The organism is Anaerophaga thermohalophila str. Valhall (assembly GCF_000250735.1).
Lineage (GTDB): Bacteria > Bacteroidota > Bacteroidia > Bacteroidales > Marinilabiliaceae > Anaerophaga > Anaerophaga thermohalophila_A.
Genome location: NZ_AHZV01000257.1, coordinates 1 through 15,535 on the forward strand (window position 1 = coordinate 1; position 15,535 = coordinate 15,535).

16 protein-coding genes are annotated in these 15,535 nt (G+C 41.7%); 12 read left to right on the plus strand and 4 right to left on the minus strand.

Going from position 1 to position 15,535, the window contains the following annotated elements:
* Positions 1-451: 451 nt before the first annotated feature.
* From OQ5_RS0113780 to OQ5_RS0113790, 3 genes are all read left to right on the plus strand, one after another.
* Positions 452-1,618 carry a TlpA disulfide reductase family protein gene (locus OQ5_RS0113780; RefSeq protein ID WP_016778048.1) on the plus strand — a complete coding sequence of 389 codons (1,167 nt, stop codon included), beginning with the start codon at positions 452-454 and terminating at the stop codon, positions 1,616-1,618.
* Between the two features lie 635 nt (positions 1,619-2,253).
* On the plus strand, positions 2,254-3,918 hold the full coding sequence (ilvB, locus tag OQ5_RS0113785; protein WP_016778050.1) for a biosynthetic-type acetolactate synthase large subunit: 1,665 nt from the start codon (positions 2,254-2,256) through the stop codon (positions 3,916-3,918).
* A 40-nt stretch (positions 3,919-3,958) separates the two neighbouring features.
* Positions 3,959-4,258: an ACT domain-containing protein gene (locus OQ5_RS0113790; RefSeq protein WP_016778051.1), complete on the plus strand. Its 300-nt coding sequence runs from the start codon at positions 3,959-3,961 to the stop codon at positions 4,256-4,258.
* 157 nt (positions 4,259-4,415) lie between these two features.
* On the opposite strand, the gene OQ5_RS0113795 is transcribed toward OQ5_RS0113790, so the two are convergent.
* Positions 4,416-4,832, minus strand: coding sequence for a response regulator (locus OQ5_RS0113795; RefSeq protein ID WP_016778052.1), 417 nt, complete (start codon positions 4,830-4,832; stop codon positions 4,416-4,418).
* A 571-nt stretch (positions 4,833-5,403) separates the two neighbouring features.
* On the opposite strand from OQ5_RS0113795, the gene OQ5_RS0113800 reads away from it, so the two are divergent.
* Genes OQ5_RS0113800 through OQ5_RS0113815 form a run of 4 tightly spaced genes read left to right on the plus strand, consistent with a single transcriptional unit; the run spans position 5,404 to position 8,373 of the window.
* Positions 5,404-5,886, plus strand: a complete 483-nt coding sequence (locus tag OQ5_RS0113800; protein ID WP_044107884.1) for a Fur family transcriptional regulator — start codon at positions 5,404-5,406, stop codon at positions 5,884-5,886.
* Positions 5,887-5,915: 29 nt separating this feature from the next.
* Positions 5,916-6,806, plus strand: a complete 891-nt coding sequence (locus OQ5_RS0113805; protein WP_016778054.1) for a metal ABC transporter solute-binding protein, Zn/Mn family — start codon at positions 5,916-5,918, stop codon at positions 6,804-6,806.
* Positions 6,803-7,546: a metal ABC transporter ATP-binding protein gene (locus tag OQ5_RS0113810; RefSeq protein WP_016778055.1), complete on the plus strand. Its 744-nt coding sequence runs from the start codon at positions 6,803-6,805 to the stop codon at positions 7,544-7,546. The genes OQ5_RS0113805 and OQ5_RS0113810 overlap by 4 nt, the downstream gene beginning before the upstream one ends.
* A gap of 5 nt (positions 7,547-7,551) precedes the next feature.
* On the plus strand, positions 7,552-8,373 hold the full coding sequence (locus OQ5_RS0113815; RefSeq protein WP_016778056.1) for a metal ABC transporter permease: 822 nt from the start codon (positions 7,552-7,554) through the stop codon (positions 8,371-8,373).
* 50 nt (positions 8,374-8,423) lie between these two features.
* Here OQ5_RS0113815 and OQ5_RS0113820 read toward each other — a convergent pair whose 3' ends face one another.
* Both OQ5_RS0113820 and OQ5_RS0113825 read right to left on the minus strand, forming a co-directional pair.
* On the minus strand, positions 8,424-9,542 hold the full coding sequence (locus tag OQ5_RS0113820; RefSeq protein ID WP_016778057.1) for a glycosyltransferase: 1,119 nt from the start codon (positions 9,540-9,542) through the stop codon (positions 8,424-8,426).
* A gap of 120 nt (positions 9,543-9,662) precedes the next feature.
* Positions 9,663-10,784 (minus strand): SPOR domain-containing protein, encoded by a 1,122-nt coding sequence (locus tag OQ5_RS0113825; RefSeq protein ID WP_016778058.1) that lies wholly within the window; start codon positions 10,782-10,784, stop codon positions 9,663-9,665.
* A 122-nt stretch (positions 10,785-10,906) separates the two neighbouring features.
* Between OQ5_RS0113825 and OQ5_RS0113835 the strand changes: the two genes are divergently transcribed.
* Positions 10,907-11,851 (plus strand): bifunctional riboflavin kinase/FAD synthetase, encoded by a 945-nt coding sequence (locus OQ5_RS0113835; RefSeq protein WP_026055304.1) that lies wholly within the window; start codon positions 10,907-10,909, stop codon positions 11,849-11,851.
* Between the two features lie 294 nt (positions 11,852-12,145).
* Entirely contained in the window at positions 12,146-13,582 is a 1,437-nt protein-coding gene (ahcY, locus tag OQ5_RS0113840) for an adenosylhomocysteinase (protein WP_016778061.1), read from the plus strand.
* Between the two features lie 13 nt (positions 13,583-13,595).
* Here ahcY and OQ5_RS0113845 read toward each other — a convergent pair whose 3' ends face one another.
* Entirely contained in the window at positions 13,596-13,991 is a 396-nt protein-coding gene (locus OQ5_RS0113845; RefSeq protein ID WP_255297542.1) for a Rieske (2Fe-2S) protein, read from the minus strand.
* A 213-nt stretch (positions 13,992-14,204) separates the two neighbouring features.
* Between OQ5_RS0113845 and OQ5_RS0113850 the strand changes: the two genes are divergently transcribed.
* The 3 genes from OQ5_RS0113850 to OQ5_RS0113860 form a co-directional block, all read left to right on the plus strand.
* Positions 14,205-14,666: a hypothetical protein gene (locus OQ5_RS0113850; RefSeq protein ID WP_016778063.1), complete on the plus strand. Its 462-nt coding sequence runs from the start codon at positions 14,205-14,207 to the stop codon at positions 14,664-14,666.
* 156 nt (positions 14,667-14,822) lie between these two features.
* Positions 14,823-15,296: a transcription elongation factor GreA gene (gene greA / locus OQ5_RS0113855; RefSeq protein WP_016778064.1), complete on the plus strand. Its 474-nt coding sequence runs from the start codon at positions 14,823-14,825 to the stop codon at positions 15,294-15,296.
* 54 nt (positions 15,297-15,350) lie between these two features.
* Positions 15,351-15,535 (plus strand): HIT family protein (locus OQ5_RS0113860; protein ID WP_016778065.1); only part of this gene is annotated, 185 nt, incomplete at its 3' end.

Below are 15,535 nucleotides of genomic sequence, written 5' to 3' on the forward strand. Positions count from 1 at the left end.
TCGTAATAGATAACTTATGAATAATGCAGGTTAGACCGAATTCATAAATTATTCCAAAAGAAACGAGCACTGCAAGGTTTACCACAAAAAGAACATGTATAAATCTTTTTGAGATTTCCATTCGACCTTAAGAAGTAAATTTTATACGAATAAAAAATAAGCTTTATCTTTGGATTTCGTTATAACGGCATAAAAATTGAATTTGCTCGTAAAAGAGCTATTTTTGTCAAGCTCGAGGCGTTTAGTGTGTGTAATAAACTTTTAAGAATTTTTCGCTTTCGAATCACCACCTGTTACACACCTGAGTTTTTTAGCCGAAGTTAACTGATTGTTAGTGAGAATTTAAAATTTTTCTGCAACAAAGAGATTAGCAAAAAGAAACTTTTAAGGGTGAACCCAAAATTGAATTGCCGAATAAACGTAAACTGTAATTTTTTTCAAAGAAAAACCAATGAGACAATTTTTTTACATTTTCTCCTTACTTCTCGTTATATTCTTCTCAGGCTGCAATAAGAATAAATATCAAATCAAAGGAACTATTTCCAACGCAGAAGGAAAAACCCTTGTTCTTGAAAAAATGCAGCTTGACAGAAACCTGCCGGTAGATAGCGTGGCGCTTAACAAAAACGGAAAATTTTCCTTTACAGGAGAACGTTTAAATATCCCCACATTTTTCAAGCTCCGGCTTTCCCAGAGTAATTTCATAACCCTCCTGGTAGATACCACCGAACATGTGACCATAAAGGCAAACGGAAAAAATCTTGAAGACACCTATAGCGTTGAAGGGTCTCTAGGATCAAGAAAAATTCAGATACTCAATCAAAGGCTCAAAACTCTCAGGGGAACCGTCGACAGTCTGATGACAGTTTATGAATCACTCCCGGAAGAGGGGGACGCGTACAGGAAATCAGAAATAGGTCGTCAACTCAAAAATGCTTTGGATGAGCATAAAAACTTCATTGGTACCTTTATAATGGATAACCCACGTTCGTTCGCCAGTTACTATGCCCTTTTTCAGCGCCTCAGCGACAACACCCTGGTTCTTAATGTTATGGACAAAAAGCAACAGGTATACTTTGCAACCATTGCTACAAGTCTTAATCTGCTTTATCCGGAATCGCCCCGTGTGAAGCAACTGTATAATTATGTGCTTAGCGCCAAGGCTCAGGAAAAGCAGGAACAACTTTTCAAAGAACTTGAAGCCAAGGCAGAGGAAACCATCCCTGAAATCAGTGAAAAAAATATTCATGGAGAAGAAATAGCTCTCTCTTCGCTCAGAGGAAAAGTAGTGCTTCTTTCATTTTGGGCTTCTTGGGACGAAACATCACGCCGGACTAACGACCATCTGAAAAAAGTTTATGAAAAATATCACAACCAGGGATTCGAAATTTATCAGGTCTCCCTCGACAGGAGCAAAGTTTTATGGGAAAATGCCGTCGTAAAAGATGAGCTTCCCTGGATCAATGTCAGTGATCTGCGGTATACCGATTCATACCCGGCACGACTTTATAACGTACGCCAACTCCCCACCAATTACCTCATCAGTAAAGACGGAGATATTATCGGAAAAAATCTTTTCGGAACTATGCTTGAAGAAAAACTTGAGGAAATATTATAGTATTGTTTCGTTTTTTACAAGGAGGCAGAGGCTTTCTTAGGTTAAATAGTGCTTGTCTATAAATTACGCAAAACTTGTTTCTGGTCATGTGTCTGTTCAGAAAGTACCAGTTGCAAGGCTTGCGAAGCCGCCAAAACCGGAGTTTACTAATCGTAAATGAGGATTTTGGCGGCGAGCGTAACACAGCAAATGGTACTTTATGGACAGACACTAAATATTATTTTGGAGTGCTGGTAAAATTTTCCACGCAAAAGCCGCAAACCATTATCAAGCAAAGGGTGCAAACGACATAAATTATTAACCACTCTGTGAATATTCTCTTTGAAAGTTTTGCAATTAAAATTGTATCCCAAGATAATATTTAGCCGAAAAAATGAAAAAAATCATATTTTCGGGAAGGTCGTTTTTATAAAATCATTACATTTGTGCAAATGTAAAAATCAACACAGGTGAATACATTATTATCAAATATCCTTCTAAGTGTGGTGAACGTGGTCACTGTCGTGGTCGTGGAAGGATTATTATGTGTTCACCGAAGGTAGGATAGCTTTTAAACGGAGATTATACTTATACAGGCCCCGTCGGTGAACACACCGGCGGGGCTTTTTTTGTTTCATTAAAACTAAGTACACATCATGAAAATGACAGGAGCCGAAATTATTGTTCGTTTGCTCGAACAAAAGGGAATTGAAAAAGTAGCGGGCATTCCCGGCGCCGCTAACCTGCACCTTTATCATGCCTTGAAAGAAAGCAAAATAAAACATGTTTTGGCAAGACATGAGCAGGGTGCAGGATTTATGGCGCAAGGCATGGCAAGAACCACGGGCAGGGCAGGAGTCTGTTTCACCACTTCGGGGCCGGGTGCTACCAATTTACTTACCGCCATAGCCGATGCTAAACTCGATTCAGTGCCGATAGTAGCTATAACCGGACAGGTAGCCTCCGCAGCCATTGGCACTGATGCATTTCAGGAAATCGATACTTACGGGTTAACCGTACCAATAACAAAACATAACTTTCTTGTACGAAAACCCGAAGAATTACTGACCATCATCCCGGAAGCTTTTCACATTGCCGAATCGGGCCGCCCGGGACCTGTCGTAATAGACATCCCCAAGGATGTTCAGCAACAATCCTGCACATTTGAAGCGTGGCCCGTTTTCAAAGAACCGGGAAAAGGCAGACCAGTGACAACAAACGAAGTCAGAGAAATTGCACTGCGAATTAATGAGGCAGACCGACCCGTGATACTGGCAGGCGGGGGTGTAAACACCGAAGAATCGGCTGCATTGATCATAAAACTGGCCGAAACCAATAATATTCCGGTAACCTACACAATGCGGGGAATTGGATGCATCTCTCCTAACCATCGGCTAAGCCTTGGAATGATCGGGATGCATGGGACCCGTTATGCCAATGCACTAATCGAAGAAGCCGATCTTCTGATTGCTCTCGGAGCAAGATTCGACGACAGGGCTACCGGAGTATCCAGTAACTTTTGCCAAAACTCCGAAATAATACATATTGATATAGATGCATCGGAAATAAACAAAATAAAAAAGGCCGATTACAGCCTCAATGCTTCCGCAGAAGATGTACTCCGTGAAATCATTCCCTTTATTCAGGTAAACAAGCGCGAACAATGGATAGATCGTTTTTCAGAACTCAAGTCTGAAATGCCGTATGTCTCTGCGCCTGAAGAAGGAGAAGATATCTTCCATCCGCTCAATATCATTAAAAGTGTCGCGCACCATGTTCCGGAAGACAGCATAATCAGTACCGATGTGGGGCAGCATCAAATGTGGGTAGCCCAGGTATGGCCGTTCAAAAATCCCCGTACTTTCATCAGTTCCAGTGGTTTGGGCACTATGGGATTCGGAGTGCCTGCTGCGATAGGTGCTGCTCTGGCAAATCCCCGCAAAAAGGTAGTATGTTTCAGCGGAGACGGCTCCATACTAATGAACATCCAGGAATTGGTTACCATGTCTGAGAATAATCTTAACATCACAGTTCTGGTCTTTAACAATCAAAGTCTTGGGCTGGTGCGACAACACCAGGAGCTCTTCTTCAGCAAAAACTATATGGCTACTCAATTTGAAGCCAAACCGGATTTTCCTGCTATAGCCAGAGCTTTTGGAATTTCGGGCATGGACCTTACAACCTCTGCCAATCCGTTGGATGACCTTATGAATGCCTTGGAACACCCAGGCCCTGTCCTTGTGAATGTGCCAATCAACACATCGGAAAAAGTGCTGCCAATGGTACGCCCCGGGGCTCCGAATAAAGATATGATCTACTGACAAAAAAAGTACACTAAAATAGAACAAAAAGAAATAAACAATGGAAACAAAAAACCAGCTGATAATTGAACTTCATGTGAACAATCATCCCGGTGTTATGTCGCACATCACCGGCCTGTTTTCAAGAAGAGGCTATAATATGGAAGGTATTCTTTGCGGTACAATCGGCGAAGGTGAAACGAGCATTATATACCTTCTTGTAGCGGAGGATGAAAAACTTGAGCAAATCGTACTTCAACTTAAAAAATTGTATGATGTGCTCGATGTTAAAGTGAGAAAAAATTATGACCATGCTGTATTCTACAACATTGAAAAATTGCTTGCAAAAGGAGGTGTATAAAATTACTTTAAATTCAAAAAAAGAAGAGAAACCCTTCTTTATGAGGCTGCAGATAACTGATAATTCCCCCCGTATAAGTGCGGGGGGGTGCTGTTCCCGTGAATAATCGATTCCCTTGTGGATATCGTTCAGGAAGAAGTTAATATACACCTCAAAATCAAATAATAAGCCGTTTCCGTCTGTGCCCATTATCCTCATCCTCATTAAAACCAGATATGGGAATAAGGTGTGAAACCTTTCGCTTCAACTTCTCGACCTGCACCGGTTTGGACAAAAAATCACTGGCACCCAGTTTTTTGGCTTTTATCACATGTTCCTTTTCCGAAAGACCGGACATAATTAACACGGGACAACTCGAACGCAGTTGCCTGCGAATAAATCTGATCACATCAAGGCCTGAATTACCCGGCATAATCATGTCGGTAATCACCAGATCGAAACTTTCTTTCCTGAGTTCAGCAATGGCCATACTCCCGTCTCTGACGACCTTCACATGATGACTCTCATCGCCGAGCACTTTGCCGATAATTCCGGCAATTAATCTGTCGTCTTCACAAACTAAAATTCTGGCCATACTGTTTTTTGTGTATATTTAGTGCGTGTATATAAACTCGCAAAATTTTTTCACAATATGTGTGTCTGTTCAGAAAGTACAAGTTGCAAGGCTTACGAAGCCGCCAAAACCGGAGTTTACTTTTCGTAAATGAGGATTTTGGCGGCGAGCGTAACACAGCAAATGGTACTTTATGGACAGACACTATTTACAATAGTCCGCTAAATTCATGCAGCAAAACACAAATTCTAACGGTCTATCTTATTTACGTTGCGTAAAGTAAAATGTTTCCTTCCGGCAAAAGAGGATAATTTACCATACTTCTTTCTTTGCTTAAATCCTTTACACTCTTGCAGTGTCATAGTGAAACTCCGCGAAGATAATCAATATTTCAGCTAAAACCTTCTCAAAAACAAACCGAAGTAAGACAACCCGTCCCGATATCGTCATTAATAATACACAACATTGCAATCCATATATTTAAAGCAAGATAACTCTTCGTTGAGGCACTATTCACTATTCATTGGTACATGAATGAAAATAATTTTGCAACATGGTTGCAAAATTCAGAACGAAATATTATTTTTGCAACATGGTTGCAGAAACAAAAAATATAACAAAATTACTCAGGGCCTATGGTCTCTCCGGAACGGCAATCAGAAAAGAGATAATTAAACATTTCTGGGGCGACGGGGTCGCTCTTACCCAAAAAGAACTGGAAGAGAAACTGCCGGATCAAACAGACAGGGTAACGCTTTATCGTACCCTTAAGCTATTCACCGAAAAAGGAATACTACATAAAATTGTGATTGACGATAACACCCGGAAATATAAACTGGCCGGTAACTTTAAACGCAACGATCACGCACATTTCTATTGTATCCGGTGTCACAAATTAATTTGTATGCCCCAACTTGATATTGACCGTGACCAACTTCCCAAAGGATTTGTATTTTATTCTGCACGGCTGGTTGTAGAAGGTATTTGCGACAAATGCAAGAAAAACACCGAAAAAAACAAATCATCCGGTAAGAACCCGGAATCGAAAGTTCAGAATCAGAAAAACAGACAATAATACCGTTAATAAATTAAGTCCTCCACATTATGGTGAAAAAAGTATTAAAAAGAATAGCCTTTATCCTGGTTTTTCCGGCTCTTATTACATTACAGGGATGCCTCCACGGACAAAATGAAAAATCAGGAATTGCAGTTTCTATTGAACCCCTCAGGTATTTCGCGGATCGGCTTACATCCGGACAGGTAGATGTTACGGTTATGGTACCAATGGGAGCAAGTCCTGCCACTTATTCACCTACGACGCAGCAATTAATGAAACTGTCGGACTCGAAACTCTATATTAGTATAGGATATTTAGGCTTTGAACAATCCTGGATGCCACGCATAAAAGATATCAATAATGACTTAAAAATTCTGACGCTCTCAGAAGGAATAGAATTAATAAGAGCAAAAGATGAAGTTCATGGAGATCATGTCCACAAAGGAGGAACAGACCCTCATATCTGGATGTCTCCAAAAATGGTAAAAGCATTTCTGCCTGAACTAAAAGCGGGTCTCATCAAAGCTTTTCCCGAGCATAAAGAGATTATTGAAAAAAATTATTCTGAGTTTTACAATGAAGTAACACAGCTGCATAATGAATTTACAGACTTAGCTCAAACGTTGTCTCAAAAAAAATTCATGATCTTTCATCCGGCCTTGTCATACCTTGCCAGGGATTACGGGCTTGAACAAATATCCATTGAACATGAAGGAAAGGAACCCTCTCCCCGCCAACTTAAGGATCTGATAGATTTAGCGAACAGGGAGAACATCAGGCTCATCTTTATCCAGGCCGAATTTGACCAGCGCAACGCTCAAATGGTAAAAGATGCAACAGGAGCGGAACTGGTCGTTATCAATCCTCTGGCCTACGACTGGGCTAAAAATTTATACGGTATAAAACAATTACTGGAAAAACATCTGGCACAACCATGAATTCAAAATTACCACTGGTTTCATTAAAAAATGTATCGGCAGGATACAACGGGGACCCTGTTTTGACAGATGTCAATCTTGACATTTATCCGTTCGACTTTGTCGGTGTTATAGGCCCCAACGGAGGAGGCAAAACCACTCTTTCAAAAATTTTGCTCGGAATACTTAAACCATTTCGTGGCCAGGTACTTTTCCCCTCCGGCCGTTTAAATATTGGCTATCTGCCACAGGTCTCGCAAATTGACCGTGCTTTTCCAATTACAATAAGGGAAGTTGTACTATCCGGAAACTCATCGGGGCAGAGTTGGTGGAAGCCGGTTTCGGGAAAACTCCGGGAAAAGGCTGAGAGGCTCATTGCTCAAATGGGGCTCGACGGGTTGGGAGACCGGCCTATTGGAGAACTCTCGGGAGGTCAATTGCAGAGAGCCCTGCTTGCCAGGGCCATCATCAACGATCCTCAACTCCTTGTCCTCGACGAACCCGACACTTTTGTGGATCGTAATTTTGAAGGCGAATTGTACCAGTTGTTAGAAAGGCTGAACGAGTCTATGGCCATTTTCCTTATTTCACACGACATTGGAACCATTTCATCAATCGTTAAAACCATTGCCTGTGTGAACGGTACCCTACACTATCACCCTTCGAATGTGCTGACGGCAGAGATGCTTCAGGTTTACAATTGCCCTATCGATTTAATCACTCACGGACAAATACCACACCGTGTTTTAAAAAAGCATTGATCGCTATGGAAAACTTATTGTCACTCTTCGAATACCGATTCTTCCAGAATGCACTACTTGCTGCAATACTCACAAGTTTGCTGGCTGCCATGATAGGCACCTACATAGTGAGCAGGAAAATTGTTTTTATCAGCGGCGGTATTACGCATGCTTCATTTGGAGGAATAGGAATGGCCTATTATTTTGGCATTAATCCTTTCCTTGGTGCAGTTGTTTTTGCTATTTCAACAGCACTTGGTATAGAATGGATTGCAACAAAAGGAAAAGTAAGAGAAGACAGTGCCATTGCCATATTATGGTCGCTGGGAATGGCTCTGGGCATTATCTTTGTTTTTCTGACCCCCGGATATACCCCGAATCTCATGAGCTTTCTGTTTGGAAGCATCCTGTCGGTGGGAACTGCCGACCTTTGGATCCTGAGTGGGGTACTCATCCTGACAATAGTATTTTTTATATTGTTTTTCCGACCGATTGTATATACCGCTTTCGATCCGGAGTTTTCAAAAACAAGGGGACTTCCCGTGGCTTTAGTCAGAAATATTATGGCCATACTTATAGCACTGGCCATTGTTTTAAGCATCAGAACAATGGGTATCATACTGGTATTAAGCCTGTTCACCATACCTCAAAACACTGCTTTTCTGTTTTCAGGGAATTTTAAACCCATCATATTCGGCTCAGCAATTTTCGGTGTTACCGGATCATTAATCGGGCTACTGGTCGCTTCATGGTTGAACATACCGGGAGGAGCAGCCATCATTTTTGTTTTAACGCTGCAGTTCTTCCTTATCAAAGGAATAAAACTGCTGGCCAGCCAAAAAAAATGAGGCTGTTGTCTTGATAAAACCCCCTGAAACGAAAAGATTGAAGGCAGGCACTACTTGCCTTTTCTTTGTTTCCACCGTTCTTTTGTGACCAAAGAACCTATTGCGGCCACTACAATGTAAAACGGGTAAAAAAGAGAATAAATCAAAAAATGAAAAACTGGTAATGTAAAAGAAAAAAAACTTTTTCCCGATGATAACAAATACCAGTCGGACAACATCTTTATCAAAAAAACAGCTACCCATACTAATAATGCCCAAACATTCCGGAAACTTGCGCAAAAAAGAAATGCAACAACAGAATTGGTCAGGAGAATGATTAACACAGTCATCCGGGTAAAGCGATCTTTATACCCTATGCTTTTCCCTCCCCACCTCATTCTTTGCAGCAGGAATTCTTTAAACGACCTGGCAGGAACTGTTCTGACCATGGCCTGCACCGATTTAAGATAAACAACCTTAAATCCAAGTCCTTTAAAAGCATGTAGCAGAAAAACATCATCGCCTGACAGATAATCCCGGCCTTCGGCATATCGGGATGCTTCAAGAAAAGATTTTTTCTTAAACGCCAGGTTCGCGCCGCTGCAAATAACCGGACGGTCTTCACCAATAGCCCCGGCTGTCACCATTTGCATGGCCAGATAATCGATCTGCTGAAAATTTTCCAGAATGCTGTTTCCTCCAACCATCTCCACCGGCATCACAATCATATCCGGATTACTACTGATATAACCCTCTGCAATGGTTTGCAACCAGTCTTTTCCGACCCTGCAATCGGCATCTGTTGTGACAATCAGCTCACCTGTTGCTCGTGATATCCCATAACGAAGAGCATGTTTCTTTCCGGAACCATCAGAATAAAACAATCTGAGCCATGAAAATTTTGTCTGAATTCTCTTTAATAATTCCGGACCCCCATCCTCAGAGCCATCGTCTACCATAATGACTTCGAGGTGATGATAAGAAAACCGCTGACGGGAGAGCTCGTGGATCAACGCTTCCAGATTATGGGCTTCATCACGATATGGTACTATTACCGATATAAAAACATTACCCGACAATTTATGCTGCGTGTTTACCTCCTTTAACCGGTGCCACCCATGACGAAACATCAACAGAAACCCGGAATAAATAAGCAACAACACCAATGATACGATCAACAGATACTCCATAACTCAAGAAAAACGGGCAGTTATCTTAATACATAAAACCGCCCGTCAAAATAAACAATGAGATTGGCAAAAGAGACTTTTTGGAGTGGACTCAATAATACAGGATGTTCACATTCCGTTTTACCTTCGCGTCAAAATCCAGTTCTCCATTTTTTCCTTCTGAACAAACATTTCCTGTGCTTCGCGTGCATCAATCAAAGATTCATAAGATGCAGCGCTTACCATAAACAGATTGTTTCGCTTAAATACAAACGCATTCTGATAGCCTTTATCTTTCAGTTTTTTCACAAGGTCATCGGCATTTTTTTCATGCTCGAAGCTACCTACAATAATGTGGTGACGGGGGCCACTTTTAACCTTCTCTTTCTTTTCAGCCTCCCCTTCTTTATCGGCTTGTTCCTTCCTGAGAACTTCTTCCTGTTGCTTCTTTATTGCAGCGCTGTCAACTCCGGGTTTTTTTGCGATGGTGTCAACCACTTCGGTTTCAACAGGCACTTTTGTCTCCTCTTGTGCTTCACGGTCTCTAATAAAAAGGAAATAAACAAGCACCAAAGCAACCGGGATCAAAATGATCAACATAATAAGCCACCATGGCCATCCTCTTCGACCTTCAATCACAGTATCATCATGAGTTGTAGTTGTCCCACCCCCCGATGTGGCAATCTTTTCTTTCTCAGAAGAAGTGCTCTTCTCACTGGCGGCACTTTTTGAAGATTTTATTTCGGTTTCTTCCTTTTTTTCTTCCAGATTAAGCAACTTTTTGTCCTTCCTGGCAGCTGTATCCTTTTTCTTCTCCGAAGCCTCCTCCTTTTTTTCATCATCCGGGGCTGCTTCTCCCGATGAAGCTTCACTGTCGATATCGAGTAGTCCGGAATCCTCTTCTTTCTCAGGCTCTTCTGTCTTCTCGTCCGGGATCAGACTGGCTACACCCGGATCCTGAGTGAATCGTAAAATTCCGTTCTGGTCTTTGGTAAAGCTACCAAGTTTTTCAATAGTATACTCTCCCTGCAAGTCCAGTTCCTGCTTTATTTTATCCACAAAATCAGAAACACGCTGTGTCGCTTCATTGGTATCAACTCCTTCCTTTTTACTTACATGGTTGATTAACAACCCGTCATTAAAACTAAGGAAATTGTTAAACAACACGGTGGTACCGGCATCGCGTGATACTATGAAAGCTCCGAAGTTGGGCACAATCACGCGGTTATTGTTTTTTATCAATTCAAGTAAATACTGTTCCATATCAGGCAAATGCTTTTAAAACAATCATTTTCAGAAGATAAATATAAAGAGTTTTATACAAAAACAAAACTCCCGGAAAAACATTTATACCTTTGCAGTGTGAGAAAAACCGGTTTCCTGAAATGGTAAAAATAAAATCAAGTATAGACGAATTCCAGGGCATCAACCCTGTTGTAACAATGGGAATGTTTGATGGCGTTCATAAAGGGCACAAAGCTCTGCTCTCTCTTCTGGTGAAAAAAGCACGTGAATTAGAGGGCGAATCTGTTGTTTTGACCTTCTGGCCACACCCCCGGATAGTGCTTGAACAAGATCCGGGTAATCTCAGACTGCTAACCACCCTTGAAGAAAAAACATTCCTTTTGAGCGATGCCGGCGTCGATCATATTGTCATTCTCCCTTTTACTAAAGAACTCTCCTGTCTGTCGGCTGAAGAATTTATCAAACAGTATCTCCTGGAAAAGATCGGGATGAAACATATTGTAGCAGGATACAACCATCGTTTTGGACATGGAGGTATCACCAAAACACAACTAAAGGAGTTATCAGAAAGACATCATTTCAGCTTCGATTTTTTTGGCCCAACCCTTGTAGAAGGTGTAAAACCAAGCTCAACAACAATCAGGAAACTGATAGCCGACGGAGATGTATGGGAGGCATCAAAACTACTTGGACGATTCTACAGTCTAAAGGGTCGCATAGTCGGAGGCCGCAGACTGGGACGGGAAATAGGGTATCCTACAGCCAATATAAGAATTGAAGACCCTTTGAAACTTATCCCTCATGATGGCGTATATGCCTGCCGGGTGCATCTGCTTGGTAAATACTTCGGAGGCATGATAAATATCGGTGGAAGACCTACTGTTGATGGTGATTCCGGCCCCAAATCACTTGAAGTTCATATTTTTAATTTTTCCCGCGAAGCCTACGCCGAAGAAATAACAGTTGAATTCATTAAACGCACCCGTCCGGAGATAAGATTCCCCAACCTTGAAGCATTGAAAGAAAAACTGAAAAAAGATGAAGCGGATGTAAAGATGATTTTAAAAAACAGCGGCATCTTATAGTATATAGTCCGGCTTACAATTCAAACTTAGTGCCTGTCTATAAAGTAGGGAAAGTTTCCTGTTTATCATGTGTCTGTTCAGAAAGTGCCAGTTGCAAGGCTTGAGAAGCCGCCAAAAACGGAGTTTACTTTTCGTAAATGAGTATTTTGGCGGTAAGCGTAACACAGCAAATGGTACTTTATGGACAGACACTACTTAGCATATTTCACAACTATTTAGTACCTTTGCAGATTGAAACGAGCGTAACAAAGTTTGTAACGACTTTTCATTGCCGGCACAGAATACTTCGGGAAAATGCCGGGAAAAATAAATCATTACCAACAGAACTTTATGGATTACAAAGTAAAAGACATATCGCTGGCAGATTTCGGCCGGAAAGAAATAGAAAATGCTGAAAAAGAAATGCCCGGATTAATGGCATTACGCCAAAAATATGCCGAAGAGGCCCCTTTGCGTGGTGCAAAGATCATGGGGTCGTTGCACATGACCGTACAAACTGCGGTTTTAATTGAAACTTTGACTGCATTGGGTGCCGAAGTTCGCTGGGCAAGTTGTAACATTTACTCCACTCAGGACCATGCAGCTGCTGCAATTGCCAAAACGGGCGTATCCGTTTTTGCCTGGAAAGGAGAAACTTTGGAAGATTACTGGTGGTGCACCGAAAGAGCCCTCGACTTTGGTGACGGTAAAGGGCCCGACATGATTGTAGATGACGGAGGCGATGCAACGTTAATGGTTCATAAAGGTGTGGAAATTGAGAAAAACCCCTCACTCCTTGACGAAGATTACAGTGAAGAAGGAGAAGATTTCCGCGAGTTGATGGCACGCCTGAAAATCATCTATAATGAAAATCCGCAAAGGTGGCATAATGTCGCTAAAGGGATGAAAGGAGTGAGTGAAGAAACTACCACCGGTGTTCACAGGCTTTACCAGATGATGGAACGAAACGAACTGCTTTTTCCGGCAATTAATGTCAACGATTCGGTTACAAAATCAAAATTTGATAATTTGTACGGTTGCCGCGAAAGTCTGGCCGACGGAATAAAACGTGCCACCGATATAATGGTTGCCGGTAAAACCGTTGTTGTTTGTGGGTATGGCGATGTCGGTAAAGGATGTGCTCAAAGCATGAGTGGGTTTGGCGCACGTGTTCTGGTAACTGAAATTGATCCGATATGTGCTTTGCAGGCAGCAATGGAAGGCTATGAAGTGACTACAGTGGAAGATGCTGTTAAAGAAGCCGACATTTTTGTAACAGCCACCGGAAACCGCGATGTAATAACCGTAGAGCACATGGGCCAGATGAAAGATATGGCTATTGTTTGTAACATCGGGCATTTCGACAACGAAATACAGGTAGAAAAACTGACTGCACTTCCGGGAATCAAAGAAACCAATATAAAACCACAGGTCGATCAGTTTACATTCAGCGACGGGCATAGTATCATCCTTTTGTCGCGTGGCAGACTGGTAAACCTGGGTAATGCAACAGGACACCCCAGCTTTGTGATGAGTAATTCTTTCTCAAACCAAACACTTGCTCAGCTGGAACTGTGGAGAAACGATTACAAAACAGGGGTATACACTTTACCCAAGCACCTCGACGAAGAAGTGGCAAGACTTCACCTCGGAAAACTTGGCGTAAAGCTCACCGAACTGACTCCCGAGCAAGCTGCATACATCGGGGTAAAACCGGAGGGCCCTTTCAAACCTGATCATTACAGGTATTGATGACAGTAGTCCATTAATACGAAGAAGTTACCACCAGATAACCGTCCGAAGTCACACTGGTTTTGTAACGTTGTAACCCACGGCCAGCCGGACCGTCAACCACATCCCCCTGGGGGGAGGCAATCAGAAATTTTGAATTACAACATTCGCATACCGCAAAATCCGTATCTTCTTCGGCGTTAACCCTGACACTGCATGTCGGTTTTTTTTCGTGCGGGCACATAAGATCAAAAGCATAATAAGTGCCTCCCATATTATAGACAACAATGCCATTGATACCAACATCGTGACCGTCCATATCCCGTATGGCGGTAAAAACAGTTTTTGAATAGCGTGGGTCGGTGAGATCAAAATACCCTACAAATTGCCTTTGGGGAAAATCATCTTTTTCTCCACAGCCTGATTTCATTAAAAGAAGAATTGCAAAAACAAAGAAAAAGAAAAACCTTTGCATAATCCAATAGATCGTTAGACTTTTAGATATTAGATTTAAGATGATTCATTCGTATAGAGTTTACAACGTCATTTTAGTTTTCGTGACGAAATCAAAACTTGCTCCAATATTTGGTTTTATCAAAACTTGGGGCTAATTTAGGACTTTAAATTAAACGGCGGTTCATAAATGGACGACATCTTTGGAGAAATAATATACATCGTCGTGATGTTGGCGATTTTTATCTTCTCGGCCCTCAAAAAAAAGAAGGCTGCGGGCAGTGATATGCCCGAACGGGAAGTAGAAAATCCAATGGATGAAGTCTTTTCCCCGTTCAAAGAAATATTTGAAGATGAAGAACCGGAAAGCCCGCGCCGTGAAACGGTTCCTCCTTCAAAACCAAAAGCTGAAACCAGGGAAACATTGAAAGATGCACCCTTTGTAAAAGAAGATTACGTTTTTACTTCCAATACATCGCCAGGAGATGCCCGGCGTCAACGAAAAAATAAAACACCCGGCAGACAAACTGTCCTGAAATCGGAATATGACCAGCCTGCCATAGATGAAGCCTCTCTCCAACACCCGCTCGAGTGGTTTGATTTGAGAAAGGCGGTCATCTACTCAGAAATACTCAAAAGGCCCGATTATTAGGAACTTCAGTTTGTCCGGACTCTTCTTTTTTTATTCAAAGAACATTTGCTAAATTTGCTGCAAAGAGTCCCGGACATGCAATGTGTCCCGGGATTCTTTTCTTTTTATATACCCATAAAACTTAAAACAATTCAAATAAATAGGAGGAACAAAAAAATGTCTAGTACCAGTTACATCACCCAGTCGGGATTAAAAAAGTTACGGGAAGAACTGGCCCAGTTAGAATCGGTTGAGCGACCGAAAATTTCTAAACAAATTGCAGAAGCCCGCGATAAGGGAGACCTTTCAGAAAATGCAGAATACGATGCAGCCAAAGAGGCTCAGGGACTCCTGGAAATGCGTATTGCAAAACTTAAAGAGACCATCGCGAACAGCAGGGTGATCGATGAATCAAAAATCGATACATCCAAAGTTCAAATGATGAATAAAGTCAAAATAAAAAACCTCAAGAACAACTCAGTGATGACCTATACACTGGTATCAGACTCTGAAGCTGACCTGAAAGCAGGAAAAATTTCCGTTTCAACACCTATCGCACAAGGACTTATCGGGAAAAAGGTGGGAGACAAAGTGGAGATAAAAGTTCCATCGGGAGTTGTGCCCTTTGAAATCATAGATATTTCTTTGTAATTTTAAATGTACAATTGCGACAGATATTTGTTTTGAACAATAACAAACTGAGCTATGGCAACCATTTTTTCTAAAATCGTGAAGGGAGAAATTCCCAGTTACAAGATTGCAGAAGATGAGCACTATTACGCTTTTCTTGACATCAACCCGCTGGCCAAAGGTCATACACTCGTTATCCCGAAACAGGAAACTGATTACCTGTTCGATCTCAAGGATGACTTGCTGGCAGGAATGATGGT

Excerpts from the sequence above, each read along its gene's own strand:
- OQ5_RS0113845 (WP_255297542.1), bottom strand. The coding sequence starts at position 13,991 with ATGAAATCAGGCTGTGGAGAAAAAGATGATTTTCCCCAAAGGCAATTT.
- OQ5_RS0113815 (WP_016778056.1), top strand. The coding sequence starts at position 7,552 with ATGGAAAACTTATTGTCACTCTTCGAATACCGATTCTTCCAGAATGCA.
- OQ5_RS0113850 (WP_016778063.1), top strand. The coding sequence starts at position 14,205 with ATGGACGACATCTTTGGAGAAATAATATACATCGTCGTGATGTTGGCG.
- ilvB (WP_016778050.1), top strand. The coding sequence starts at position 2,254 with ATGAAAATGACAGGAGCCGAAATTATTGTTCGTTTGCTCGAACAAAAG.
- greA (WP_016778064.1), top strand. The coding sequence starts at position 14,823 with ATGTCTAGTACCAGTTACATCACCCAGTCGGGATTAAAAAAGTTACGG.
- OQ5_RS0113825 (WP_016778058.1), bottom strand. The coding sequence starts at position 10,784 with ATGGAACAGTATTTACTTGAATTGATAAAAAACAATAACCGCGTGATT.
- OQ5_RS0113835 (WP_026055304.1), top strand. The coding sequence starts at position 10,907 with ATGGTAAAAATAAAATCAAGTATAGACGAATTCCAGGGCATCAACCCT.
- OQ5_RS0113810 (WP_016778055.1), top strand. The coding sequence starts at position 6,803 with ATGAATTCAAAATTACCACTGGTTTCATTAAAAAATGTATCGGCAGGA.
- OQ5_RS0113805 (WP_016778054.1), top strand. The coding sequence starts at position 5,916 with ATGGTGAAAAAAGTATTAAAAAGAATAGCCTTTATCCTGGTTTTTCCG.
- OQ5_RS0113790 (WP_016778051.1), top strand. The coding sequence starts at position 3,959 with ATGGAAACAAAAAACCAGCTGATAATTGAACTTCATGTGAACAATCAT.
- OQ5_RS0113795 (WP_016778052.1), bottom strand. The coding sequence starts at position 4,832 with ATGGCCAGAATTTTAGTTTGTGAAGACGACAGATTAATTGCCGGAATT.
- OQ5_RS0113800 (WP_044107884.1), top strand. The coding sequence starts at position 5,404 with ATGGTTGCAGAAACAAAAAATATAACAAAATTACTCAGGGCCTATGGT.
- OQ5_RS0113820 (WP_016778057.1), bottom strand. The coding sequence starts at position 9,542 with ATGGAGTATCTGTTGATCGTATCATTGGTGTTGTTGCTTATTTATTCC.
- OQ5_RS0113780 (WP_016778048.1), top strand. The coding sequence starts at position 452 with ATGAGACAATTTTTTTACATTTTCTCCTTACTTCTCGTTATATTCTTC.
- ahcY (WP_016778061.1), top strand. The coding sequence starts at position 12,146 with ATGCCGGGAAAAATAAATCATTACCAACAGAACTTTATGGATTACAAA.